The organism is Streptomyces sp. NPDC002838 (assembly GCF_040295365.1).
Classification (GTDB): Bacteria; Actinomycetota; Actinomycetes; order Streptomycetales; family Streptomycetaceae; genus Streptomyces.
In genome coordinates this window covers 68,040-92,424 of sequence record NZ_JBEOVF010000022.1, presented here as the reverse complement: position 1 = coordinate 92,424, position 24,385 = coordinate 68,040, and the positions used below count along the sequence as shown (strand labels likewise).

23 protein-coding genes and 2 pseudogenes are annotated in these 24,385 nt (G+C 69.4%); 12 read left to right on the top strand and 13 right to left on the bottom strand.

Annotated elements, in window-relative coordinates; genetic code table 11:
* Positions 1 to 24 precede the first annotated feature (24 nt).
* The 3 genes from ABT063_RS26500 to ABT063_RS26490 all read right to left on the bottom strand — a co-directional run bounded on the left by ABT063_RS26500 (position 25) and on the right by ABT063_RS26490 (position 2,913).
* A complete protein-coding gene (locus tag ABT063_RS26500; protein ID WP_502990892.1) occupies positions 25 to 1,221 on the bottom strand; it encodes an acyltransferase family protein in 1,197 nt (398 codons plus the stop codon).
* A gap of 421 nt (positions 1,222 to 1,642) precedes the next feature.
* Positions 1,643 to 2,269, bottom strand: a complete 627-nt coding sequence (locus ABT063_RS26495; protein WP_351061127.1) for a hypothetical protein — start codon at positions 2,267 to 2,269, stop codon at positions 1,643 to 1,645.
* A complete protein-coding gene (locus ABT063_RS26490) occupies positions 2,266 to 2,913 on the bottom strand; it encodes an RNA polymerase sigma factor (RefSeq protein WP_351061124.1) in 648 nt (215 codons plus the stop codon). The genes ABT063_RS26495 and ABT063_RS26490 overlap by 4 nt, the downstream gene beginning before the upstream one ends.
* Before the next feature lie 300 nt (positions 2,914 to 3,213).
* Here ABT063_RS26490 and ABT063_RS26485 point away from each other — a divergent pair, with 300 nt between their 5' ends.
* Positions 3,214 to 3,519: a hypothetical protein gene (locus tag ABT063_RS26485; RefSeq protein ID WP_351061121.1), complete on the top strand. Its 306-nt coding sequence runs from the start codon at positions 3,214 to 3,216 to the stop codon at positions 3,517 to 3,519.
* Positions 3,516 to 4,418, top strand: a complete 903-nt coding sequence (locus ABT063_RS26480) for a flagellar basal body-associated FliL family protein (RefSeq protein WP_351061118.1) — start codon at positions 3,516 to 3,518, stop codon at positions 4,416 to 4,418. Before ABT063_RS26485 ends, ABT063_RS26480 begins: the two co-directional genes overlap by 4 nt.
* Here ABT063_RS26480 and ABT063_RS26475 read toward each other — a convergent pair.
* Positions 4,412 to 4,582, bottom strand: coding sequence for a DUF397 domain-containing protein (locus ABT063_RS26475; protein WP_351061115.1), 171 nt, complete (start codon positions 4,580 to 4,582; stop codon positions 4,412 to 4,414). The two genes, ABT063_RS26480 and ABT063_RS26475, sit on opposite strands and share 7 nt — an antisense overlap.
* Positions 4,583 to 4,609: 27 nt before the next feature.
* Between ABT063_RS26475 and ABT063_RS26470 the strand changes: the two genes are divergently transcribed.
* Both ABT063_RS26470 and ABT063_RS26465 read left to right on the top strand, forming a co-directional pair.
* Entirely contained in the window at positions 4,610 to 4,966 is a 357-nt protein-coding gene (locus ABT063_RS26470; protein ID WP_351061112.1) for a hypothetical protein, read from the top strand.
* Positions 4,967 to 5,075: 109 nt separating this feature from the next.
* Positions 5,076 to 5,750 (top strand): nucleotidyl transferase AbiEii/AbiGii toxin family protein, encoded by a 675-nt coding sequence (locus ABT063_RS26465; RefSeq protein ID WP_351061109.1) that lies wholly within the window; start codon positions 5,076 to 5,078, stop codon positions 5,748 to 5,750.
* A 27-nt stretch (positions 5,751 to 5,777) separates the two neighbouring features.
* Here the strand turns inward: ABT063_RS26465 and ABT063_RS26460 are convergent, their stop codons facing one another.
* Positions 5,778 to 7,130 (bottom strand): MFS transporter, encoded by a 1,353-nt coding sequence (locus ABT063_RS26460; protein ID WP_351061106.1) that lies wholly within the window; start codon positions 7,128 to 7,130, stop codon positions 5,778 to 5,780.
* Positions 7,131 to 7,384: 254 nt separating this feature from the next.
* Positions 7,385 to 9,148 carry an aspartate--tRNA ligase gene (aspS, locus tag ABT063_RS26455; RefSeq protein WP_351061103.1) on the bottom strand — a complete coding sequence of 588 codons (1,764 nt, stop codon included), beginning with the start codon at positions 9,146 to 9,148 and terminating at the stop codon, positions 7,385 to 7,387.
* 207 nt (positions 9,149 to 9,355) lie between these two features.
* On the opposite strand from aspS, the gene ABT063_RS26450 reads away from it, so the two are divergent.
* Positions 9,356 to 11,515, top strand: coding sequence for a SpoIIE family protein phosphatase (locus ABT063_RS26450; RefSeq protein WP_351061101.1), 2,160 nt, complete (start codon positions 9,356 to 9,358; stop codon positions 11,513 to 11,515).
* Here the strand turns inward: ABT063_RS26450 and ABT063_RS26445 are convergent.
* The gene (locus ABT063_RS26445) at positions 11,449 to 12,546 is read right to left on the bottom strand and encodes an AI-2E family transporter (RefSeq protein WP_351061098.1); all 1,098 of its coding nucleotides are present in this window, start codon (positions 12,544 to 12,546) and stop codon (positions 11,449 to 11,451) included. The two genes, ABT063_RS26450 and ABT063_RS26445, sit on opposite strands and share 67 nt — an antisense overlap.
* Before the next feature lie 251 nt (positions 12,547 to 12,797).
* Here ABT063_RS26445 and ABT063_RS26440 point away from each other — a divergent pair, with 251 nt between their 5' ends.
* Complete coding sequence (locus ABT063_RS26440) at positions 12,798 to 13,115, top strand: helix-turn-helix domain-containing protein (RefSeq protein ID WP_351061095.1); 318 nt, start codon at positions 12,798 to 12,800, stop codon at positions 13,113 to 13,115.
* An 85-nt stretch (positions 13,116 to 13,200) separates the two neighbouring features.
* Here the strand turns inward: ABT063_RS26440 and ABT063_RS26435 are convergent, their stop codons facing one another.
* The 5 genes and pseudogenes from ABT063_RS26435 to ABT063_RS26415 form a co-directional block, all read right to left on the bottom strand.
* Entirely contained in the window at positions 13,201 to 14,406 is a 1,206-nt protein-coding gene (locus tag ABT063_RS26435) for a DNA polymerase III subunit beta family protein (protein WP_351061093.1), read from the bottom strand.
* A gap of 101 nt (positions 14,407 to 14,507) precedes the next feature.
* Positions 14,508 to 15,479: a pirin family protein gene (locus ABT063_RS26430; protein WP_351061090.1), complete on the bottom strand. Its 972-nt coding sequence runs from the start codon at positions 15,477 to 15,479 to the stop codon at positions 14,508 to 14,510.
* A 143-nt stretch (positions 15,480 to 15,622) separates the two neighbouring features.
* Positions 15,623 to 16,384 (bottom strand): annotated as a pseudogene (locus ABT063_RS26425) (MFS transporter); the annotation flags it as partial.
* A 19-nt stretch (positions 16,385 to 16,403) separates the two neighbouring features.
* Positions 16,404 to 16,907 (bottom strand): annotated as a pseudogene (locus ABT063_RS26420) (IS200/IS605 family accessory protein TnpB-related protein); the annotation flags it as partial.
* Between the two features lie 287 nt (positions 16,908 to 17,194).
* Complete coding sequence (locus ABT063_RS26415; RefSeq protein ID WP_351061087.1) at positions 17,195 to 17,668, bottom strand: SseB family protein; 474 nt, start codon at positions 17,666 to 17,668, stop codon at positions 17,195 to 17,197.
* Positions 17,669 to 17,848: 180 nt separating this feature from the next.
* On the opposite strand from ABT063_RS26415, the gene ABT063_RS26410 reads away from it, so the two are divergent.
* The 6 genes from ABT063_RS26410 to ABT063_RS26385 all read left to right on the top strand — a co-directional run bounded on the left by ABT063_RS26410 (position 17,849) and on the right by ABT063_RS26385 (position 23,971).
* Positions 17,849 to 18,703, top strand: coding sequence for an intradiol ring-cleavage dioxygenase (locus ABT063_RS26410; protein ID WP_351061084.1), 855 nt, complete (start codon positions 17,849 to 17,851; stop codon positions 18,701 to 18,703).
* 129 nt (positions 18,704 to 18,832) lie between these two features.
* Positions 18,833 to 20,659: an acyl-CoA dehydrogenase gene (locus ABT063_RS26405; protein WP_351061081.1), complete on the top strand. Its 1,827-nt coding sequence runs from the start codon at positions 18,833 to 18,835 to the stop codon at positions 20,657 to 20,659.
* Between the two features lie 120 nt (positions 20,660 to 20,779).
* Positions 20,780 to 22,078, top strand: coding sequence for a M18 family aminopeptidase (locus ABT063_RS26400; protein ID WP_351061078.1), 1,299 nt, complete (start codon positions 20,780 to 20,782; stop codon positions 22,076 to 22,078).
* A gap of 101 nt (positions 22,079 to 22,179) precedes the next feature.
* Positions 22,180 to 22,431, top strand: a complete 252-nt coding sequence (locus ABT063_RS26395) for a DUF6458 family protein (RefSeq protein WP_351061075.1) — start codon at positions 22,180 to 22,182, stop codon at positions 22,429 to 22,431.
* A 187-nt stretch (positions 22,432 to 22,618) separates the two neighbouring features.
* Positions 22,619 to 23,767, top strand: coding sequence for a glycosyltransferase family 2 protein (locus ABT063_RS26390; protein ID WP_351061072.1), 1,149 nt, complete (start codon positions 22,619 to 22,621; stop codon positions 23,765 to 23,767).
* Positions 23,768 to 23,806: 39 nt separating this feature from the next.
* Positions 23,807 to 23,971, top strand: a complete 165-nt coding sequence (locus ABT063_RS26385) for a hypothetical protein (protein ID WP_351061069.1) — start codon at positions 23,807 to 23,809, stop codon at positions 23,969 to 23,971.
* Positions 23,972 to 23,992: 21 nt separating this feature from the next.
* Here the strand turns inward: ABT063_RS26385 and ABT063_RS26380 are convergent, their stop codons facing one another.
* Positions 23,993 to 24,385, bottom strand: coding sequence for a cupin domain-containing protein (locus ABT063_RS26380; RefSeq protein WP_351061066.1), 393 nt, complete (start codon positions 24,383 to 24,385; stop codon positions 23,993 to 23,995).

Below are 24,385 nucleotides of genomic sequence, written 5' to 3'. Positions count from 1 at the left end.
AAGGCGGTGTGGCACGGGTGCTCGTCACGGCGGCTGCACGCGACGTGCCAACTTGCGGCCCCATGTCTGGCTCGGCACCTCGATGTAGCGGTAGGTCAGCACGCACAGCGGCAGCAGCACGGCGAAGAACGCCACTTCGAGAACGAGATTGTCTTGCCGCCACCGGCCGACCGTGCCGTCGGTCACCGCCAGCAGCACCGGATGCACCAGGTAGACCGAGTAGCTGATGGTTCCCAGTCGAATCAGCGGGCGTGGTATGTGCCGGCGGCGCAGCGTCAGTCCGACACCGAAGGTGAGTACGGCCAGCAGGAATGCCACGATCCAGCCGCGCCGGGTGAAATGGGACCCGTCGCCGTACCGGTACGCACTCCCCACGGCGCAGGCAACCACGACGACGACTGTGAAGGCCGTGTACCGCCAGGTGTTCTGACCGTGCTCGGCCCGGTGGACGGCGGTGCCGAGGAACATCACGGCGAGGATCACCAGGCTCTCCCACAGGGGGACCGTGCCGTTGAGAGGAACCAGGACGAGCGCCAGCACCCCGCCCAACACGCCCCCGAACACCCGAAGCACGGGTGACCTGGCGCTCGCACAGCAGATGGCGGTCACCATGGCGATCGAGGCAAGCGCGACCAGCGGGCCGGTGCCGACCACGCCCGAGAGGGCGGAGGCCGGCAGCACGACCCCTGCCGCCGCGCTCACGGTGGCCAGCACGGCCAGGGTGATGGCCACCGCCGACGACCGCTGGTGCAGGCGGACCGTAAAGAGAGCGACGACCAGTAGGTAGAAGGCCATCTCGTACGAGAGCGTCCACAGGATGAGCAGGAGATTGGGGGTCCCCAGCAACTCCTGGAGCATGGTGACGTGCGCGGCAGCCACCGTGGCAGCGCTCTGCTGACCGAAGGCACGCATCTCCGCGATGCCTACGAGGTTGAGGGCAAGGACTACCGTGACGACGCTCGCCCACAGTGGGTACACACGGAAGATCCGTCCGATCCAGAACGTCCGGACACAGCCCCGGCGCTCCAGCGACGCTGGGATGATGTAGCCGCTCACCAGGAAGAACACCATGATGCCGTACCGGCTGGTGTTGAATTCGGGCATCAACTCCCCCCGGAACTCCGCCATGAAGGAGTACGACGAGTGGTCGAACACCACGACGAGTGCCGCGATGCCACGCAACGCGTCCAGCCAGCCCAACCGCGACAGGCCGACCGGCACGGCGGAGACGGGTGACCGTGATGTTACGGACGGTGACTTACGCGGCGAAGGAGGGACGAGGGGCGGGGGTTCCATACGTAGGCCGAGTCCTCTTTGGTCAGGCGTTCGTTGGCTGGTCATGGGGCGGTGCGGCCGTGTTCCGCACGGGGCCGGGGAGATCGCCGAGCGTTTGATCCGGCCGTCGAAGATGCGGCCGCAGGGTGGCGGCGGACAGGACACGCCTGATGAGGCGTTTTACGCCGCGATCACCCGTGTGATGTTCAGTGGCTGCGCCTGGTTCAAGCCGGGGCGAAAGAGGGGGCGAGCTGCTCGCCATGCCCGTCGCCCGCGCTGCGGGCTGACCGTGCGCCATGTGACTGTTCGGCCCGGTTTGTCTTGCGGCCCGCGGAGCCTCGGCTCCGCGGGCGTCGACGCGCTTCGGTCAATCCGTCGGCTGGTCGTCCGGCAGGGCGACCTTCATCGGAACGCAGGGCTCGGCCTCGCTCTTGGTCTTGTAGAACTCGACCGCGCGCGGCCGGGAGCCGCCCCTGGTGTTCTCGAAGGCCAGTACGTTGCCCTGGCGCAGGATGACGTCCCAGCCGGCCTGAAAGGGAATGACCGGTACCCGGTTGCCGTGTTCATCAACCGCCGCGACCGGGGAGGTGACTTTGCTGCGCTCGCATACGTAGCCGGGAGCGAGCACGTCAACGGTCACGTCAATGCCCCACGGGCGCACTCTCCTCGCGAGTTCGCGCTGGGCCTCGATGCCGATGTCCTGGTCCTTGACGGTGAGCGTCACCCTGCCGTCGCCGTGGCGCTCCACCGCGTATGCCGTCGAGTCGGCCGGCGAGCCGGGCACGACCACCGTGGCGAGCCAGGCCGCCGCGCAGGCCGCCGCAACGACGGCGATGCGGCGCGGGGCGAACAGACGGCGCACGGAAGCCTTCGGCTTGCCGTCGCCCGTTCCGACCTCAGCCGGGCCGGTCCGGCACACTCCGGCCTCGCGCAGCTCGATCTCCCTCTGCAGTTCATCCAGGAGCCGGTCCTCGAACGTCGTCCTTGTGCTCACGCTTCTCCCCCTGCGACGTTCAACAGCGATGCGTCCGGCGTCCCCGCTCCCGGGGAACTTGCCTGTACGGTCGCGGAATTCGTCGCCGCGGCCTTGGAATCCGCCTCCTCCCGCAGCGCCTTGCGTGCCCGGTGCAGCCGGACCCGGGCCGTGACCTGGCGGATGCCCAGCGCGGCCGCCGCCTCCGTGACCGTGAGCTGGTCCACCGCGATCAGCTCCATGACGGCCCGCTCGCCCTCGGGAAGCCTCGCCAGCGCGGCCAGGACGCGCCGCCCGGGGCTCTCCGCGTCGAGTCTGTCCTCGATGCGGAGAATGTCATCGGCCTCCAGCAACCGCCGCCCGGAGAAGCGCAGATCGCGTTCCGCCTCCCGGGCGACCCGGCGGCGCTCCGACGACACGACGTTGCGCGCGATGCCGTACAGCCAGGCCGTCTCGCTGCCGAGGCGGGGCCGGTAGGAGTGGGCCGAGTCGAGGACGGCGAGGAAGATCTCGGCCGTCAGGTCGGCTGCGGTGTGCGGGTCGTCGACACGCCGGGCCACGAAACGCATCACCGCGTCCACGTGGCGCCGATAGAACTCCTCGAAGAGCTGCGGATCACGTACCACCGCGGCGGGCCCACCCCGTAACCGTTCCGCGCCATCCACAGGCGTCTCCTTCTCGTCGGAGGCACCCCGGTCCTCATCCTCGGAGGTACACCGGAGTCTTCAAAGGCACTTCACTTGTTCTTGGACCGAGGCGCGAAAAGCGTTACAGAGCGAACCCGAGGACCCCGGCACACGACGGGCCCCTGGCCGGGCGGAAGCGTCCGGCACCAGGATTTCGCAACACGACATACGTCAACATCTGTCATCGCATCACCCTAAAGGCGTCAACTGGCCCCATTCTCGGGGGATTTGTCCCCTAGGATGTCGGCCCTGCACTGCGTCATGAGAGAGGGGTGGAGCGTGGATGCCGAACTGATGGCACTCGCCTCGACAGCCGGTACCGCGGTCGTGACCGCGCTCACCACCGATGCCTGGGAGCGAACCGAGCTTCTGGAGGTAAGGGAACTGCTCGAGGGCCCCGGTGCGGATGCCCTCGCGGAAGCAATGGCCGACGACTGGCGGGCCGACTTCCTCCACCTGCTCGCCGCACGCCCGGACGTCGCCCAGGACGTACGGCGCGTGCCGGACGAGGTGCTCCTCCCGTCCCTGCCCTCGCAGCCGCACCCCGCACCGGTCGTCTTCAACGCCGGCCCCGCCGAACGATGACCGAACGACCGACGGGGCATGCGTCGACCTTCACATCGACACCGTCCGACAAAGGCCGGGCGTACCAGGCGAGCGGCGACCAGACCTTCCACGAGTACTACTACCGCGGGTCGGCTCCGCCGGTTCCGCCGAGCACAGCCAAGCCCAACCGGCGGAAGCCCGCCCTGTACGCGCTGACCGGATCCTTGACGGCGATGGCTGCCGTCCTGGTTCTCCTTGCAGGAGCCGGCGGAACATGGCTGCTGCTGCGATCGGTCTCGTCCGAGGACGCCAAGGCCACGACCGACGCGCCGCGCCCGGACGCACCGGCCATGCGGACCGCGTCGGTCGCGTCGTCGTCGTCCGCCTCGCCCTCCGCCTCCCGCTCGACCACCTCGCGGCCGTCCGCCCCCGCCACGCCTGCGGCCCCGCCGGCCAAGGCCGTGGCACACCCCGAACCGTCACCGACACCAGCCACCCGGACCCCGAGTGCCTCCGTACGCTCCCCGTCCCGGGAGAACCCGGCGCCCGAGCACCAGTGCCGCCGATCCTGGAAGCCGACCATCGTGCCCAAGGTGGAGGCCCGCCCCTGCTGGAGGCGCGAGGGTGACCGGGTCTACATGATCGCGGAGTGGCGCGCCACTGAGGGCACCGCGCAGGTTGACGTCCACGTCTGGCTGAAGGACAGGGCTGGAGAGCACGCCGTCTACCCGACGAACAGGACCCTGGGATCCGACGACCAGGTCGCCCACCCGCGAGGCGCTCATGTGAAGCAGTGGGGGGAGTGGGAAGTCCCGGCCGCCGAGCTGGTACGGGGAACCGAGTATCAGGTCACCGTGAAGGTGGTGCCGAAGGACTCTGCCCAGCCCGATGTGAAGGATCCGCTGGACGAAAGCCCCATGGTCGCGTTCGTCTACTGACCTCGGAGGCGGTCGAGGAGGGCGGTGAGAGCGGTGGGGGTGACGGGGAGCATTCGGGTGGGGTCGTCGCTTTCGCGGAGCAGGTTGCCTTCGGCGGCGGCCAGTTCCACGCAGGACGACCCGTCCGAGCCGCTTGAGAAGGACGACTTCTGCCACTGGACCACGTCTACAACTCCTTCGCGAGGCGATGAATGAAGTCCCGCGACCGGGCGGGCGAGGTGGTGGAAGTCGGTCTGGAGGACACTCCGGCCAAGGAGAAATGGAGAAAGCTGATGAAGGGCTACACCACCCACTTCCCGGGCCACAGGACGCTGTTTGAGGAGACGTACCTGGAAGGCAGGGCTGAGGGCGAGGCCCGGGGTGAAGCCAACGCGCTCCTGCTCGTATTGGAAGGACGCGGTCTTCCGATCACCGACGACGTTCGCGAGCGCATCACCACATGCACCGACCTCGATCGCCTCAACGACTGGCTCGTACGAGTCGGCACGGTCTCACGCGCGGAGGACCTGTTCGTCGAGGCCCCGGAGGGTGTCTCGGACCAGGACTGACCCACGGCCCAGCTGAGCGTTGGGGCATCCACGGCCGTGCCCAAGCGCACCGGCATCCGCACCCCGCGATAATCGCCCCTATGAACACCCCCCGCACACGGGCGGCTACGTGAACGACACCGCCTCCAGCCGCCTCCTCCACGACCTCCTGACCATCGGCGCCGCCTACCCCCTCGTCCTGGCCGGCGACCACGCGGTCCGCGCGCACGGTCTGGTCGACCGGCGGGTGCAGGACCTGGAGCTGGCGACCGAATCCGCCGAGCCCATGGAGCGCATCGCGGCCACGGTCCTCACCGGCCTGGCGGAACGCGGCTGGCCCGTGCGCTCCCTGGAGACCGACCCGCTCTCCGCCCGCCTGCTCGTCACCGACCCCGACACGGGCGAGGAACAGACGGTCGACCTGCTGAAGGAGACCCTCTGGCACCCGCCGGTCGACACCGACCTCGGCCCCGCCCTCTCCCTCGAGGACGTCATCGGGACCAGGGTCCGCGCACTGGCCGACCGTGGCGCCGCCCGCGACCTCGTCGACGTCCACGCCGCCGCGGCCCACCGGAGTCCGACCGAACTGGAGGAACTGGGCCGTCGCCACGCCCACGACGCCTTCGACCTCACCGACCTCCAGTCCCGTCTGGAGGGCATCGAGTGGCTCGACGACCGCGACTTCACCGTCCACGGCCTCGACGAGCAGTCCGTCCAGGCCCTCCGTCAGTGGGCCCAGAGCTGGGCGAACGACATCGCGGAACGCCTCCTCGAGGAGGAGGCGTCGGAGCCGCCGGCCGACTAGGGCCTGTCCGGCCCTGGCCCTCGCGGGTCACGCGCGCTTCGCGCTCTCCCGCGCCACCGGCGCGGTCTCCGGCAGCGGAGCGGCGGCCGCCCTGGTCCGGCGGACGAAGGTGACCCCGACCACCGCGAGCAGCGACGCCGCGGACAGCGTGTACAGGCCGCCGTTCGTGCTGCCGGTCGTGTCCTTGAGGTAGCCGAAGAGGGTGGGGGAGACGAAGCCGCCCAGGTTTCCGATGGAGTTGACCAGGGCCAGGCCCGGCGCGGCGATCCTCAGGTCGAGGCCGGCCTGGGACATCGGCCAGAACATGCTGGCCGAGCACTTGCTGCCGACCGCGGCGAGCGTGATGGCCGCGAGGCCGAACCAGGGGGAGCCCAGCGTGGCGAGGAAGGTGCCCACGGCCGACACGACCAGGGCGATCGCCAGGTACGGGCGGCGGTCCGGGGCGCCGTCGGTGAAGTGGCTCAGCGTGTACATCGCGATCACGGCGCAGATCCACGGTACGGCGGTGAGCAGCCCGATCTGGAAGGACGACAGCCCGCCGATGTCGTCGACCAGGCTGGGCAGCCAGAAGGTGATGGCGTATCCGGTCAGGGTCATCGCGAAGAAGACGCCGGTCAGCAGGGCGACCTGGGGGTGGAACAGCAGCCGGAGCCGCGAGACCTCGGGCTCTCGGCTGCGGGCCTTCTTGTCGCGGGCGATCGCCGCGCCCAGCGCGTCCTTCTCCTCCCGCGTGAGCCAGCGGGCGTCGTCGATGCGGGAGACCAGGAAGAAGCCGGCGACGAATCCGACGAGGATCGAGATGGCGCCCTCCAGCCCGAACATCCAGCGCCAGCCGGCGATGCCGCCCATGCCGTGCAGTTCCAGCAGCGCGCCCGTGATCGGACCGGTCACGATGTACGCGGTCGCCGAGCCGCCGAGGAAGATCGCGCTGCCCCGGCCCCGCGCGGAGTCGGGCAGCCACTGGGTCAGGTAGAGCATCACGCCGGGGAAGAAGCCTGCCTCCGCGACGCCGAGAAGGAAACGAAGGCCGTAGAACATCCACACGTTGTGGATGAAGCACATCGCCACGACCACCAGGCCCCAGGTGATCATGATGCGGGTCAGCCACACCCGGGCGCCGAAGCGCTCCAGCATCATGTTGCTCGGGATCTCGAACAGGGCGTATCCGATGAAGAACAGGCCCGCCCCGAGCCCGTAGGCCGTGGCGCTGACGCCGACGTCGGCCCGCAGCTCGTCCTGGATGAAGCCGACGTTCGTCCGGTCCATCTGGTTGACCAGCAGCATCAGGACCAGCAGCGGCATCATGCGGCGCAGGAACTTGCCGACCGCGCGACGCTCGGCGTCGGGCATTTCGGCGTCGGGCATCACGGCCTCTGACATCGTTGTCTCCCCTCGATGGACACATACGTGAACAGCAATCACGTACGCGGGCACCAGGGCACGCTACGGAGGGGTTGCTTCCGGGTCAATGGGTTGAGCAGATGTCCATACATATGAACGGGGCGAGCGTGTACGCACACGCCCGCCCCACACAGCGACTACGTCCGTCAGCTCTCCTGGTAACAGCCCGCATACGGCGAATGGCTCGGAACCGACCTCGGTTCCGAGCCATTCACAGACGTACCAGGTGTGCCTTACTTCGGCTGCGGCTTGCGCACCGACAGGTGCAGCTCCCTCAGCCGCGCCTCCTCCAGCTCCGTCGGCGCGCCCATCATCAGGTCCTGGGCGTTGCCGTTGAGCGGGAAGGCGATGGTCTCGCGGATGTTCGGTTCGTCGGCCAGCAGCATCACGATGCGGTCGACGCCGGGCGCGATGCCACCGTGCGGCGGGGCACCGAAGCGGAAGGCGCGGAGCATGCCCGCGAACTGCTCCTCGACGGTCTCACGGTCGTAGCCCGCGATCTCGAAGGCCTTGAGCATGATGTCGGGCTCGTGGTTCCGGATCGCGCCGGAGGACAGCTCGACGCCGTTGCAGACGATGTCGTACTGCCAGCCGAGGATGTCCAGCGGGTCCTGGGTCTCCAGGGCCTCAAGGCCGCCCTGCGGCATGGAGAACGGGTTGTGCGAGAAGTCGATCGCGCCGGTCTCCTCGTCCTTCTCGTACATCGGGAAGTCGACGATCCAGCAGAAGCGGAAGACGTTCTCCTCGAAGTGCCCGGCACGCTTGGCGGCCTCGACCCGCACCGCGCCCATGATCTTCGATACCTCGTCGAACTCGCCCGCGCCGAAGAACACCGCGTGGCCGGCCGACAGGGACAGGCGCTTCGTCAGCTCCGCGACGTTCTCCTCGGTCAGGAACTTCGCGATCGGGCCCGTCAGCGAGCCGTCCTCGGTCACTCGCACCCAGGCCAGCCCCTTCGCGCCCTGCGAGACCGCGAAGTCACCGAGCTGATCGAAGAACTTCCGGGGCTGCGCGGACACGTCCGGTACCGGCAGGGCGCGTACGTGCTTGCCCGCGAAGGCCTTGAACTCCGAGCCCTCGAAGACATCCGTGATGTCGACGAGCTCCAGCTGGGCCCGCAGGTCCGGCTTGTCGGAGCCGTACTTCAGCATGGCCTCGCGGAACGGGATGCGCGGGAAGGGGGACGTGACGTGACGGCCGTTGCCGAACTCCTCGAACAGCTCCGTCATCAGCTTCTCGATCGGCTGGAAGACGTCCTCCTGCTCGACGAAGGACATCTCCACGTCGAGCTGGTAGAACTCGCCCGGCGAACGGTCCGCGCGGGCGTCCTCGTCACGGAAGCAGGGCGCGATCTGGAAGTACCGGTCGAAGCCCGAGATCATCAGCAGCTGCTTGAACTGCTGCGGGGCCTGGGGGAGGGCGTAGAACTTGCCCGGGTGCAGGCGGGACGGGACCACGAAGTCGCGCGCGCCCTCCGGGGAGGTGGCGCTGAGGATCGGCGTCGCCATCTCGTTGAAGCCCAGCGCCGTCATCTTGTGCCGGATGGCCGAGATGACGGCCGTACGCAGCATGATGTTGCGGTGCATGCGCTCGCGGCGCAGGTCCAGGAAGCGGTACTCCAGGCGCCGCTCCTCGTTGACCCCGTCCTCGGTGTTGATCGTGAAGGGCAGCGGCTGGGCGGCGCCGAGCAGCTCGACCTCGCCGACCTCGACCTCGACCTCGCCGGTGGGCAGGTCGGGGTTGACGTTCTCGGTGCCTCGGGAGACGACCTTGCCGTCGACGCGGACCGTGGACTCCTTGGTCAGCTTGTCGAGGGCCTCGTACGCCGGCGTGCCGGGGCGGGCCACGAGCTGCGTGATGCCGTAGTGGTCGCGCAGATCGATGAAGAGGATGCCGCCCAGGTCGCGCCGATTGTGCAGCCAGCCACTCAGCCGGACGTCGGTGCCGACGTCAGAGGCGCGGAGCTCGCCGCAGGTGTGGGACCTGTACCGATGCATCGTCGTTTCATCCAGTCTTCGCGGATCGGAGGGCTCGTTTCACGTGAAGGCTCGTTTCACGTGAAACTCCCCCAAGCGTACCGGGCACCCCAAGATCGGCTCCCCACCATTAAGGGCCGCGCCCGTGAGAGTCCAGGGAGGGTCCCAGGAGAGTGCCATCGCCATGAACAGTGGCACTCTCCGACCGCCTCTTCTTAAGGTGGGGCAATGCGCACTGGTGAGCCCCTGCCCGCCGTGGGGCAGGTTCTCGCCGCCCTCGCGACCGGCCTGTGGCGTTGGGACAACACCGCGGGCCTCGTCATGCTGGACGCCGAGGCCGCGCGGCTGGTCGGGCTGCCCGCCGAGCCGGTCACCCTCACGGAGGCCGGAATCCGCTCCCGCTTCCACCCCGTCGACTGGAACGAGATCGACGGCATCGTGCAGCTCGCCGCCGCCGAGGGCACCCTCGCCGAGGCCCGGCTGCGGATCATGGACGAGCAGGGCCACGTGACCCGTACGGTCCGCAGCCGCTCCAAGCCGGTCATCGACCCGGCCACCGGGGACTACGAGCTGATCGGCACCCTCCAGGAGGTCACCGAGCCCCCGCCGGGCGCGGCCGCACGCACCCCGGTCACCGGCGACTGGCGCCGCTCCCGCGAGGCGTTCCTGCTGGACGCGGGCCGCGCCCTGGCCGAGGCCCGCTCGACGGCCGAGGTCCTGAGGGTGGCGGCAGGCCTCGCCATGCCCGGCTTCTCCCCGGACGGCCTGACCGTCTTCGGTGTCGAGGGCGACCGCCTGACGATCATCGGCCACCAGGGACACCAGCCCGGCGACGAGAACCCCTTCTCCCACATGTCGCTGTCCACGGACTACCCGGCCGCCGAGGTCGTCCGCACCGGCCGCGCGGTCTACCTCTCCTCCCCCGAGGACTACAAGTCCCGCTACCCGGTCACCTGGCCGCTCGCCCAGCACTTCGGCCGCCAGTCCTGGGCGTTCCTGCCGCTGACGGTCGCCGGCCGCACGATGGGCGCCTGGATGGCGGCCTTCACCTACCCGGTGGCGTTCACGCCGGACGAGCGGTCCGTCCTGACGACGGTGGCGCGGATGCTCGCGCAGGCGCTGTCCCGGGCGGGGATCGCCGAGTCGGAGCGGGAACTGACGGACGGCCTGCAACGCAGCATGCTCCCCACGCTGGGCCCCCGGATTCCCGGCATGAGCGTGGCCGCCCGCTACGTCCCCACCGGCGGCGGCCTCCAGGTCGGCGGCGACTGGTACGACATGATCCCGCTGCCGAACGATCGCTTCGCCCTGGTCATGGGTGACGTGCAGGGCCACGACGTCAGGGCGGCGGGCCTGATGGGCCAGCTCCGCATCGCACTGCGCGCCTACGCCTCGGAGGGCCACCGCCCGGACGCGGTCCTCTCCCGGGCGTCCCGCTTCCTGCACGGGATGACGTACGGCGACGAGGACCCCTCGGATCTCCGCTTCGCGACCTGCCTGTACGTGGAGGTCGACCCCACGACCGGCATCCTGGACGTCGCCCGCGCCGGCCATCCGGACCCGGCGATCCGCATGGCGGACGGCACGATCCTGACCCGCCCCACGGCCGGCGGCCTGCCCCTCGGCATCGACCCGGACGCCGACTATCCCACCACCCGGATCACCCTGGAACCCGGCGAGACCCTGCTGCTGTGCACCGACGGCCTGATCGAGACCGGCGGCCACGACATGGAGAGCGGCTGGAAACGGATCCGCGCGATCCTCGAGGAACACGAGGGCGACCTGGAGGAACTCGCCGACGCCCTGGTCCAGGCGGTGCACGGCCCGTCCTCCCACCACACCACCGGCCCCCTGGCCGACCGCCGCGAGGACGACATAGCCGTCCTGCTGCTGTGCCGGGAGGGCGAGGGCTGCGGCTGCGGCGGCTCGATCGCCCTACGGCCCAGGATCCGCCGCACGATGCTGTCGGTGGCCCAGGCGGAACCGGAGCGGGTGGCGGTGGCCCGCCAGCATCTGAGGGAGCTGCTGCACGACTGGCCCTGCCAGGACCAGATCGACTCCGCGGTCCTGCTGCTCTCCGAAATGCTGACCAACGTCCTGGTCCACACGGACGCCGACGCACTGCTGCTGGCCGAGGTGAGGGGCGAGCCGGGCGCGCGCCGGATGCGCGTCGAGGTGACGGACACCAGCGACGACCTCCCGCACAAACGCAGGCCCGGCGAGCTGGCCTCGTCGGGCCGCGGGCTGATGCTGATCGAGTTGCTGGCGGAGGTGTGGGGGGTGGATCCGCGGGGCGAGGGGAAGAGCATCTGGTTCGAGCTCTATGAGTCGGCGGACGCGGAGTCGGCCGACGGGGTCGTAGGGGCGGCCTCCTCCGCTGCTCCGTAACGCATCCTCAGTTCGTGGACGACCCCGAAGGCGGCGGCGGTGAGCGGCACGGCGAGCAGCATCCCGAGAACGCCGGCGACGGAGGCCCCCGCCGTGATGGCCACCATGACGACGGCGGGATGCATCTGCACGGTGCGGCTCTGGATCATGGGCTGCAGCACATGCCCCTCCAGGACCTGAACCGCCAGGACCACCCCCAGCGCCCACAAGGCGATCACGAACCCCCGGTCGGCCAGCGCCACGAGCACGGCGACCGCACCCGAGATGAAGGCCCCGAGGTAGGGGATGTAAGCCCCCACGAAGACGAGCGCTCCCAACCCCACGGCCCCCGGAACATCGAGAACCAGCAGCCCGACCGTGATGCACAGGGCGTCGATGAGCGCGATGAGGGTCGTCCCGCGCATGAACCCCTCGACAGCCTGGTAGGCCCGCCTGGCGATGGCCTCCAGGAGGTCGCCGCTGTGGTGCGGCGTGAGGGCCCGCAAGGTGTCGGCGGCTTTGTCGGAGTCCCGCAGAAAGAAGAAGACGAGGAGCAGAGCGAGTACGGCCATGGCGATGGTCTCGCCGACGACGCTCACGCCGCTGATGACCCCGGAGGCGGCGGTCCCGCCGAACTTGGTCAGCAGCTCCTTGGCGTTGGAGGCGAGGTCGTCGAGCGAGGTCCCGGCGGCCCCGAAGTGGTCGCTGAGCCCCTGCGCCGCGTTCTTGAGCGAGGCGACGATCTCGTCCCCGGTGTCGATGAGGGCGGCGACGACGATGTACACGGCCCCACCGACGACGCCCATGACGGCGACACAGGTGACGCCGGCGGCGACGGACCGGTTGACCTTGGCCTTGACGAGCCGCCGGTGGAAGGGCCCGAGCAGAGCGGTCCCGAGGAGCGCGAGCAGCACGGGGACGACGGCGGTACGGAACTCCACGGCCAACCGGATCCCGACATAGACGACTCCGGCGACGAGCAGGGCTACGGCACACCAGGCGGCGAGGCGGCGGACGGGTTCCGGGAGTGGAGAAGGTTGCGGTGCCTGCACCTTCCCATCTGGCCATACGTCAGCTGGGGACGTCGCGCTGAGGGGGCCGAACGCCGTATGGGCGGTGAGGAACGGGGTTGCAGGGGAGTGCACGGCACGGCCGAGTGAGTTTGCACAAGGGCGTCTGTACAGCGCACACTTTGCGCAAACTTGCAGGTCACGGGCGCGGTAAGAGTGGAGCGACCGGGTTGTCGATCTCTCTGGAACCGTCCCCTGTACAACCCACCCCCACCGGCACCACCGCATACGTCATGCCCCACCAAGTCGCCGACGCCCTCAAACGCCCCACCGACCGCTCCCACTCCACCCCGAAGCTGACACCCCAAGAACTCCTCGCCACCTGGAAGGCGAAGAACCTCGTCGTCACCGAGGACGTCCACGCCGTGGCGGCCTACCTCGCCCCGGCCCTGCCGCACGGCGGCGCCCGTTACCGCGTCGAAGAGATCGCCAACCACACCGGACTCCCGCACGACCGCGTCCACGACTGCCTGCGCATGCTGCTCAAGCGCGGATGCGTACGGCAGGCCGGCTGCGCTCCGGACGGGGTGCCGGTCTACGTGCTGCCGTAGCCACGCCAAGAGACGAGACAGGCCCGAAGTCGCAAAGCGAAGTTGCGGCTTCGGGCCTCGTCGTACCGTGCCGGAGATCTACAGCTCACCGAGGGCGTTCCGCAGCATGTGCTGGTCCTCCTCCGGCAGCCACCCCGCCGCATGGACCATGTGCAACGCCGTGACCAGCCGCGTCCGGTCGTCCTCTGTTCCGAGATCGGTGAGGTAGGCCGGCCCCAGTGCCTTCAACCGGCATCACCAACGTCGTGAAACTGCCCTGGTCGGCCGAGCGGACCACCACCGGCTGCACCGGCGACGAGATCTCCAGCAGCACGTCGGGACCGACGCCGGCGTCCAGGGCCGGAACCAGCACCGCCGGGTCGAAGGCGACGCGCACCGGCGGCCCGGTGCAGATCGCGGCCAACCCGGACGTTCCCGAGCCATGGGACGTGAGTTCGAGCCGTTGCTCCTCGGCATGCAGCGTCACCGGGCCCTCGTACCCCGCATCGGCGATCACCGTACGAAGAGCCGCCCGGTCCGCGATGACCCGGTGCCGGGGCGTCGGCAGGTCATCCAGGATCATCCGGTACTCGGGGAACGTCCCGTCGACGGTCGGGAGATCGCGCGCGGCGCCGTCACCTCGAAGCCTCACCCCCTGCTCGTCCACTTCCATGTCGACGTTCGGGAGACGCATGGCCCAGGATGCGGCGTCCTTCAACTCGCGGACATCGACCAGGACGTGACACGGATCGGACCGAATCCCCTCGGTGGAGGTCGGCCGAAGCGCACGGACCGCCAAGCGGTAGCGGTCCGTGGCCACCAGGCGTACCTCCTCGCGATGGACCTCCAGGAGGACACAGCCGAGCACCGGGTAGTCCGCCTGCCCGGCACCGCTCACCACCGCCGGCGCGACCTGCCGTACGGCGCTGGCCAGCTCCGCCCCGCCCAGCCGCACCTTGGTCCCGGCCGCCCCGCCCGGCAGTTCGCGAAGGATCTGCTCGATCGCCACCCGCGCCGACTCCGCGGTCTCCCGCGCCCGGTGCGCGTGCTCCGCCAGCACGGCACGGGCCTCCTCGCGCGTGCCGTCGAGCACTGCCGAGGCGTCGGTCAGCGGCATGCCGGCTTCCCGCAGGCGCCGTACCAGAATCGCGCGGTTCTCCTGGTCCGGGGCGTAGTACCGGTAGCCGGTCGCCTCGTCCACGTGGGCAGGAGGCAGCACGCCGCAGTCGTCGTAGAACCGCAGAGCACTCGGCGCCAGTCCCACCTGGCGTGCGAAGGCGCCGATGCTCATCAATCCGTCGGTGTCGTCCATGCTGGCGAGTGTCGACTTTCAAGCGACTTGAAGGTCAAGTACGGACGTCAAGCCGGACGATCATCGCTCGAAGCACGGACCAGATTCCGCCCGCAGTCCGCCTACAGTCCGCCCTCGGACATCCCGTGCACCGCCGGGATCGTCCCCAGCCGCCCCTTCTGGAAGTCCTCGAACGCCTGCTGGAGCTCGTCCTTGGTGTTCATGACGAACGGGCCGTAGTGCGCCATCGGCTCACGGATCGGCTGTCCGCCCAGCAACACGACCTCCATGTCCGGCGTGTTCGCGTCCTGCTTCTCGTCCGCGCGGACCGTCAGCGAGGAGCCCGCGCCGAAGACCGCGGTCTGGCCCAGGTGGATCGGGCGGCGCTCCGCGCCGACCGCGCCCTTGCCCGCGAGGACGTACGCCAGGCCGTTGAAGTCCTCCCGCCACGGAAGAGTGAGCTCCGCGCCGGGCGCGAGGGTCGCGTGAACCATGGTGATCGGGGTGTGGGTGATGCCCGGCCCCGCGTGCCCGTCCAGCTCGCCGGCGATGACCCGCAGCAGCGCGCCGCCGTCGGGGGTGGTGAGGAGCTGTACGTGCCCGCCGCGGATGTCCTGGTAGCGCGGCGCCATCATCTTGTCCTTGGCCGGCAGGTTCACCCACAGCTGCAGGCCGTGGAAGAGACCGCCGGACATGACCAGCGACTCCGGCGGCGCCTCGATGTGGAGCAGGCCCGAGCCGGCCGTCATCCACTGGGTGTCGCCGTTGGTGATGGTGCCGCCGCCGCCCTGGCTGTCCTGGTGGTCGAAGATGCCGTCGATGATGTAGGTGACGGTCTCGAAGCCGCGGTGCGGGTGCCACGGGGTCCCTTTCGGCTCCCCAGGCTGATACTCAACCTCACCCATCTGATCCATCATGATGAACGGGTCCAGATGGCGGTAGTTGATCCCGGCGAACGCACGGCGCACCGGGAAGCCCTCGCCCTCGAAACCGCTGGGCGCGGTCGTGACGGCGAGTACGGGACGGGCCACGGCATCGGCCGAAGCGGCGACGCGCGGCAGCGTCAGCGGGTTCTCGACGGTCACTGCAGGCATGTCGGTACCTCCTTGTGCTCAGAGTTTAGTTGAGCGTTGAACTTTCTGCCAGCCCCAACCGAGAATGGCGGCAGAGCATTCCCACAACGCCGGAGGCCGGTACCCCGCGCAGGGCACCGGCCTCCCGGACAACTCAACCAGGGTCAGGCGACCAACTCCGCCTCCTTCGCCGAGTCCGAGTCCGAGTCGGAGTGGGAGTGGGAGTCGGAGTCCGCTCCCGACTCCACCCCGGCCTCCGAAGGCTTCCCGTCCCGCATCACCAGCGTCGCCAGCACCGCCGCCGCCAGGCCGCCGATCGCGCTCACCGTGAAGGTCGTCGACATCGAGGCCGTGAAGGCCTCCCGCGCCGCCCGCACCAGAGCGCTGTCGCCGTTCGCGACCGCCAGCGTCTCCGCGATCGAGCGCTTGGCCCGCTCCGGCGCGTCCGCCGGCATCTCCGCCTTGAAGCCGCTCGACAGCAGCGAGCCCAGGATCGCGATGCCCGGCGCCGTACCGGCCTGCTGGATGGTGTCGTTCAGGGCCGAGCCGACGCCCGCCTTGTCCGCGGGGATGGCGCTCATCAGCGCACCGACCGCGGCCGGCATCGCCAGACCCGCGCCGAGACCGAGCAGACCGAGGGCCACCGCCGGGACCGCGAAGCCGGAGTCGGCCGAGACCGTGGTCATCAGGGCGAAGCAGGCGACCATGATCAGCATGCCGGCCGGGATCACGAAGCGGTTGCCGATCTTCGCCGCCGGCTTCACACCCACCCCGTTGCCGACCAGCGCCGTCACCGCCAGCGGCACGAAGGCCAGGCCCGCCTCGATCGCCGAGTAGCCGAGCACGAACTGCGGGTACTGGGTGAGAACCAGCAGCAGACCGCCGTTGCCGATCTGGACCAGGGCGAGGGAGAGCGAACCGCCGGTCAACTACCCGTCGCCAAAGCGACGGGCTTGCACGACGGGCATCACTGGCGGTGATGCTGCGTCTGCGTCCAGCCCCGCCCCACTGGCGCGATGGTGGGGCAGGGGCCGTTGACTGGGCCCCGCGTCGCCACAACTCCCACGCACGAGCGCGGACGTTGCGGGAGCCTCCCCCACTCTCGACTTCGCTCGGGAGGTGGCCCCATCGGTCTGCGTGATCAACGAATCCGCAGTTCCGGCACGCGAACCAGGCCTGGGAGACCCGGTTCGCCCGGTCGAGGTGCCCGCACTCGGCGCAGGTGCGCGAGGTGTGTGCCGGATCGACGTGCACCACCGGCACCCCGGCCTTGCGGGCCTTGTACGCGATGAACTGCCCGAGCTGCTGGAACGCCCAGGAGTGCAGGGTGGCCCGTTGGGGCTTGTTCAGCCGTACCCGCTCGCGGATGCCCGTGAGGTCTTCCAGGGCGATTCCGCGACCGGTGCGTTCAGCCTCGGCCACTACATGCTCAGCGATCTTGTGAAGGGCGACGTACGCGTCGCGCCGCCGCACACGAGCACCTGGCCGAGGGCTACGCCGCGACCGAGGCGGCCGCCACCACGGATCCCGCGCCATGCGCGACGCCAAGTTCGCCAAGCCTGGAGGGCGTGCTCGACGGGCTGGCCCTGCGACTCCCGCAGCGCTGGAGGCCCCCGGAAGAGCTGATGAAATCCGCTGCGGTTCGGCAGCGTCCGAAGGGGCGCGGGAACTGCGCGACCAGCCACGACGGCGCCGCAGCGGAACGACGGTACATCGCGGCACCTCCAGCGGAGCGCTTAGCCGCCATACATCCGGCGCATCGCGAACTCGACCATCTGCTCCACGGCCTTCGCGTCGAAGACCATCCGGTGCTCGCCCTCCATGTCGAGGACGAAGCCGTACCCGGTCGGGAGCAGGTCGATCACCTCGGCGCCGGTGATCACGAAGTACTTGGACTCCTTGCCCGCGTACCTGCGCAGTTCCTTCAGCGAGGTGAACATCGGGATCACCGGCTGCTGGGTGTTGTGCAGGGCGAGGAAGCCCGGGTTGTCACCGCGCGGGCAGTAGACCTTCGAGGTCGCGAAGACCTGCTGGAAGTCCTCGGCGGCCATCTGCCCGGTGGTGAAGGCCCGCACCGCGTCCGCGAGCGAGGGCGGGGACGGCTCGGGGTAGAGCGGCGGCTGCTGGCCGTAGCCGCCGGACATGGGCTGCTGCGGCGGGGCGTACTGCTGCTGCGCGCCGCCGCCCACGTTCTGGTCGTAGCCGTACATGGGCGTAAGCGTACCGAGAGGACCGGGGCGGGCGAGGCGGTACGGGCGCACGCACGTTCCACAGGGAGTTGACAGGTGCGGACCCTGGTTTCGCACGGCTGGTACCCATAGCGTCCGACGTATCAAGAACGCACCACGGAACGGCGCAGCACGAGCGAGCACCGGCAAGGGGACACGGGCATGAGCGGACACCACCACGGCGACGACGTCCACGAGCACGACAGAGGTCTCTCCTACGACCTCCCCGTCCTCGCCCGCCGCCGGATGATCCGGCTGCTCGCGGGGGCGAGCCTGGTGCCGCTGGTGGGCTGCACCTCGGATGAGGAGACCTCGGCGTCCTCCCCTTCGTCCTCCCCTTCGTCCTCCTCGGCCGGGAGCTCCTCCTCTTCCTCCTCGTCCACCGAGTGCGCGACGATCCCGGACGAGACGGCCGGCCCCTTCCCCGGCGACGGCTCGAACGGCGTGAACGTGCTGAAGGAGAGCGGTGTCGTCCGCAGCGACATCACCTCCAGCTTCGGCGACTCCGCGGGCGGCACCGCCGAGGGCGTGCCCCTGACCGTCACGCTCACGGTGGTGGACGCCGCCTCCGGCTGCGGGGCCCCGAAGAAGGGGGCCGCCGTCTACGCCTGGCACTGCGACCGGGACGGCAACTACTCCCTGTACTCCGACGGCGTCACGGAGGAGAACTACCTGCGGGGTGTCCAGGAGGCGGACGACAAGGGCCAGGTCACCTTCAAGAGCATCTTCCCCGGCTGCTACCAGGGCCGCTGGCCGCACATCCACTTCGAGGTCTACGGCAGCCTGGAGGACGCCACGGCGGCCACGTCCATCACGAACACCTCCCAGCTCGCGCTGCCGAAGGACGTCTGCGACACGGTGTACGCGACGGACGGCTACAGCGAGAGCGTCAGCAACATGGGCGGGCTGTCCCTGGAGTCGGACAACATCTTCAGCGACGGCTACGAGCAGCAGCTGGCGACGGTGACGGGCAGTGTCGAGAAGGGCTACACGGCGACGCTCACGGTGCCGGTCTGACGCGTCACACCTGTCCGTTTGGGGTTGCTTCTTATTACCGACGGGTAGCATCATCGGAGCTACTTGTTGGTACGTGAACCAGGAGCGAGGAGTCAGTGCCTCGCCGAATCCCTCAACGGAGCCGTCGCCATGGGGCACTACAAGTCGAATCTCCGCGACATCGAGTTCAACCTCTTCGAGGTGCTCGGGCGCGACAAGCTGTACGGCACCGGCCCGTTCGCGGAGATGGACACGGACACCGCGAAATCCATCCTGGAGGAGCTGACGCGCCTCTCGGAGAACGAGCTCGCGGAGTCATTCGCGGACGCCGACCGCAACCCGCCGGTCTTCGACCCCGAGACGAACACCGCTCCGGTACCGGAGTCCTTCAAGAAGAGCTACCAGGCCTTCATGGACTCCGAGTACTGGCGCCTGGGCCTGCCCGAGGAGATCGGCGGCACGACGGCTCCCCCGTCGTTGATCTGGTCGTACGCCGAGCTGATCCTGGGCGCGAACCCGGCCGTGTGGATGTACTCCTCCGGCCCGGCCTTCGCCGGGATCCTCTTCGACGAGGGCAACGACGTCCAGAAGAAGATCGCCCAGATCGCCGTCGACAAGCAGTGGGGCTCGACCATGGTCCTCACCGAGCCGGACGCCGGCTCGGACGTGGGCGCCGGCCGCACCAAGGCGGTCCAGCAGGAGGACGGCTCCTGGCACATCGAGGGCGTCAAGCGGTTCATCACGTCCGGTGAGCACGACATGTCGGAGAACATCCTCCACTACGTGCTCGCGCGTCCCGAGGGTGCCGGCCCCGGCACCAAGGGCCTGTCCCTCTTCCTCGTGCCGAAGTACCTCTTCGACTTCGAGACCGGCGAGCTGGGCGAGCGCAACGGCGCCTACGCCACGAACGTCGAGCACAAGATGGGCCTGAAGGCCTCCAACACCTGCGAGATGACCTTCGGCGACCGCCACCCGGCCAAGGGCTGGCTGATCGGTGACAAGCACGACGGCATCCGCCAGATGTTCCGGATCATCGAGTTCGCCCGGATGATGGTCGGCACGAAGGCCATCTCGACCCTGTCGACCGGCTACCTGAGCGCCCTGGAGTACGCCAAGGAGCGCGTCCAGGGTCCGGACCTCGCGAACTTCATGGACAAGACCGCGCCCAAGGTCACCATCACCCACCACCCGGACGTCCGCCGCGCGCTGATCACGCAGAAGGCGTACGCGGAGGGCATGCGGGCGCTGGTCCTCTACACCGCCTCGGTCCAGGACGCGATCGCGGTCAAGGAGGCGAACGGCGAGGACGCCTCCACCGAGCACGCGCTCAACGACCTCCTCCTGCCGATCGTCAAGGGCTACGGCTCCGAGAAGGGCTACGAGCAGCTCGCCCAGTCGCTGCAGACCTTCGGCGGCTCCGGCTTCCTGCAGGAGTACCCGATCGAGCAGTACATCCGCGACGCCAAGATCGACACCCTGTACGAGGGCACGACCGCGATCCAGGGCCAGGACTTCTTCTTCCGGAAGATCGTCCGCAACCAGGGCGCGGCGCTGAACTCCCTCGCCGAGGACATCAAGAAGTTCCTGGCGCTGGGCACGGGCGGCGAGGAGCTCTCCTCGGCCCGCGAGCACCTGGCAAAGGCGGCCGTCGAGCTGGAGGCCATCGTCGGCCTGATGCTCACCGACCTCGCGGCCACCGAGCAGGACGTCAAGAACATCTACAAGGTGGGCCTCAACACCACCCGCCTGCTCATGGCCTCCGGTGACGTGGTCGTCGGCTACCTGCTGCTGAAGGGCGCGGCGGTGGCGGCGGAGAAGCTGGAGACGGCTTCCGCCAAGGACAAGGCGTTCTACACCGGCAAGATCACGGCGGCGAAGTTCTTCGCGGCCAACGTCCTGCCCGGCGTGACCCTGGCCCGCAAGGTGGCCGAGGGCGTCGAGCTGGACCTGATGGAGCTGGACGAGGCGGCGTTCTAGGCCCGGTCCCCATCGGCCTCACGAGGGCCCGCTCCCGTCGGACGGGAGCGGGCTCTCGTACGTCGTCGAGGCGAACCGCATCGTCGTTCAGGTGAACCCCATCGTCGTTAAGGTGAACCCATGAGCGCACCCTCCCGCTTCGACCGCGGCCACACCGACGACCTCATGTCCTTCCTGACGGCGAGCCCGTCGCCGTACCACGCGGTGGCGAACGCCGCCGAGCGGCTGGAGAAGGCCGGCTTCCGCCAGGTCGCGGAGACGGACGCGTGGGACGGGTCGACCGGCGGCAAGTACGTGTTGCGCGGCGGGGCGATCATCGCGTGGTACGTCCCCGAGGGCGCCGCGGCTCACACCCCCTTCCGGATCGTCGGCGCGCACACCGACTCCCCCAACCTGCGGGTCAAGCCGCTGCCCGACTCGGGGGCGCACGGCTGGCGGCAGGTCGCCGTGGAGATCTACGGCGGGCCGCTGATGAACTCCTGGCTCGACCGCGATCTGGGCCTCGCGGGCCGGCTCACCCTGCGGGACGGTTCGACGCGGCTGGTGAACGTGGACCGCCCGCTGCTACGCGTCCCGCAACTCGCCATCCACCTGGACCGTTCCGTGTCCTCGGAGGGCCTCAAGCTCGACAAGCAGCGGCACCTGCAGCCCATCTGGGGGCTGGGCAACGACGTGCGCGACGGCGATCTGATCGCCTTCCTGGAGGAGGAGACCGGGATCGGCGCGGGCGAGGTCACCGGCTGGGACCTGATGGTCCACTCCGTGGAGCCCCCCGCCTACCTCGGCCGCGACAGGGAGCTGGTCGCCGGTCCGCGCATGGACAACCTGCTGTCGGTGCACGCCGGCGCGGCCGCGCTGGCGGCGGTGGCGGCGGCTGACTCGGGCCTTCCTTACATCCCGGTGCTGGCCGCCTTCGACCACGAGGAGAACGGCTCGCAGTCGGACACGGGCGCGGACGGCCCGCTGCTCGGCAGCGTGCTGGAGCGTTCGGTGTTCGCGCGCGGAGGGTCGTACGAGGACCGGGCGAGAGCCTTCGCCGGGACCGTCTGTCTCTCCTCCGACACGGGCCACGCGATCCACCCCAACTACGCGGAGCGGCACGACCCGACACACCACCCGCGCGTCAACCGTGGGCCGATCCTGAAGGTCAACGTCAACAACCGCTACGCCACGGACGGTTCGGGCCGGGCCGTCTTCGCCGCCGCCTGTGAGAAGGCGGACGTGCCCTTCCAGCACTTCGTCTCCAACAACTCCATGCCCTGCGGCACGACGATCGGCCCGATCACCGCGGCCCGCCACGGCATCCGGACCGTCGACATCGGCGTGGCGATCCTGTCGATGCACAGCGCCCGTGAGCTGTGCGGCGCCGACGACCCGCACCTGCTGGCCAACGCGCTGGTGGCGTTCCTCGAGGGGTAGCACCACCTGCCCAGGAACTGGCCGCTGCCGCATGGGCGTTGCCGCCCTGGGTACCCGGGGCGCGGACCGGAACGACCGGACCGTACAGGGAGGCGACACTCATGGGCCTCGGCGGATGCATCATCCTCATCGCTGCGGGAGCCATCCTCACGTTCGCGACCGACTGGGACATGCAGGGGGTCAACCTCGACCTGGTCGGCATCATCCTGATGATCGTCGGATTGATCGGCGTCAGCACCTTCAGCAGCATCGCGCGACGTCGGCGGGTCGTGATGCCACCCAACACACCGGTCGTCGAGGAGCAGCGGCCCCACAGCCGTCGGGACGGATACAGCGACGGTTACGGCGTCTGAACCCGATCTGAGCTGCCGTCACGAACAGGGCTCACAGGGCAAAAAGAGACAACCGTGAGCAGTCCGTTACTCGGGACGACTTGTCGGGTTGTAGGGAAATCGTGAAGAGTGGGGAGGTCTCAGGGGCCCGGGGGGTGAGCGGTACCGGGTCCTGCTCGTGGCGCAAGGTTCTCAGGGGGGTCCCGCCATGCTCGACCTCGCGGTACCCGGCGGCCCGCGACCGCGCGGCGCGCCTCGGCACGCCGCCCGCCGTGCCCACGCCGCCCCCGAGGAACCGGTCGGCAGACCGCGCCTCGCGGTCCTGATACCGGCCCACAACGAAGCGGACCGCATCGCCGCCGCCATCGACGGCCTGTGGCAGCAGACCCGGCGCCCCGACCTGATCGTGGTGGTCGCCGACAACTGCACGGACGACACCGCCGCCGTCGCCATGGCCCACGGCGCCCAGGTCTTCCAGACGCAGGGCAACACCCGCAAGAAGGCCGGCGCCCTCAACCAGGCCATCGCCTGGATATTGCCGCACCTGGACGACCGCGACCTGCTGCTGGTGCAGGACGCCGACACCGTTCTCAACCCCTGGTTCGCCGAGACCGCCCTCGCCACCTTCAACCGCAAGGTCGGCGCCGTCGGCGGCATCTTCTACGGCGAGCAGGGCGGCGGCTTCCTCGGCTTCCTCCAGCGCATGGAGTTCCACCGCTACGCCTGGGAACTGGAGCGCACCGGCGGCAAGGCGCAGGTGCTGACCGGCACCGGCACGATGTTCCGCGCCCGCGTCCTGCGCGAGGTGCGCGCCGCCCGCCGCGCCGGGGTGATCGGCGGCGGCACCGGCTACTACAGCCTCGCCTCGCTCACCGAGGACGACGAGATGACCAAGGCGGTCAAGACCCTCGGCTACCGGGCCATGTCCCCGGTCGGCTGCGAGGTCACCACCGAGGTCATGCCCACACTCGGCAAACTGTGGCACCAGCGCCTGCGCTGGCAGCGCGGCGCCCTGGAGAACCTGCGCGACTACGGCTGGACACGGGTCACCGCCCGCTACTTCCTCCAGCAGTTCCTGATGGGATTCGGCGCGCTGTCGTTCCTGATCTACCTCGTCTACATGACGACCTACACGACGCTGTACGGCTGGCCCGGCTTCTCGCCGTTCTGGACCGCGATCGGCCTGATCTTCATGGTCGAGAAGACCGTCTCCGTGCGCCGCGCCGGCCCCAGGGCCGTCCTGATCGCGGCGCTGATGATCCCGGAGATGCTCTACGACCTCTTCCAGCACGCCGTCTACTTCTCCTCGCTGTGGGGGCTGTTGCGCCGCAGCGAGGAGAAGTGGGTGGCCACCTGAGGCCCGCCCCCCACGCACCAACCCGCTAGGAGAGACACGATGTACGGAAGAGTGATCGGCGCCGGCACCACCGGCACCGGGGGTGCCACCCTGGCCGCCACCGGCCTGTGGTTGAACAGCATGGCGCTGGTGGTCATGGCCACCACGATGCTGGCCGCGGGCATGGCCCTGTACAAGCTGGCACCGCGCCCGCGGCGCCGCTAGGGCCTGTCCATCGGCGACGGGTCAGGCCAGTGCGTGCCCCGTGGTCGCGTCCACATGGTCCGGTACCTCGTCGTGGCGGTCGCCGACGGTGGAGGTGCCGGACGGTTCGAGGACGAGGATCTCTGTGGGGACGGGAGCGTACGGCTTGTGCTCGGTGCCGCGCGGGACCGTGAAGACGGCGCCCCGGGGCAGGACGACCGTGCGCTCGCCGTCCGTCTCCCGCAGGGCGATGTGCAGCTCGCCGTCCAGGACCAGGAAGAACTCGTCGGTGTGGTCGTGGACATGCCAGAGGTGCTCGCCCTCGACCTTGGCCACGCGGACGTCGTAGTCGTTGACGGTGGTGACGATGCGGGGGCTCCAGTGGTCGGTGAAGGAGGCGAGGGCCTGGGCGAGGGAGATGGGTTCGCTGCTCAT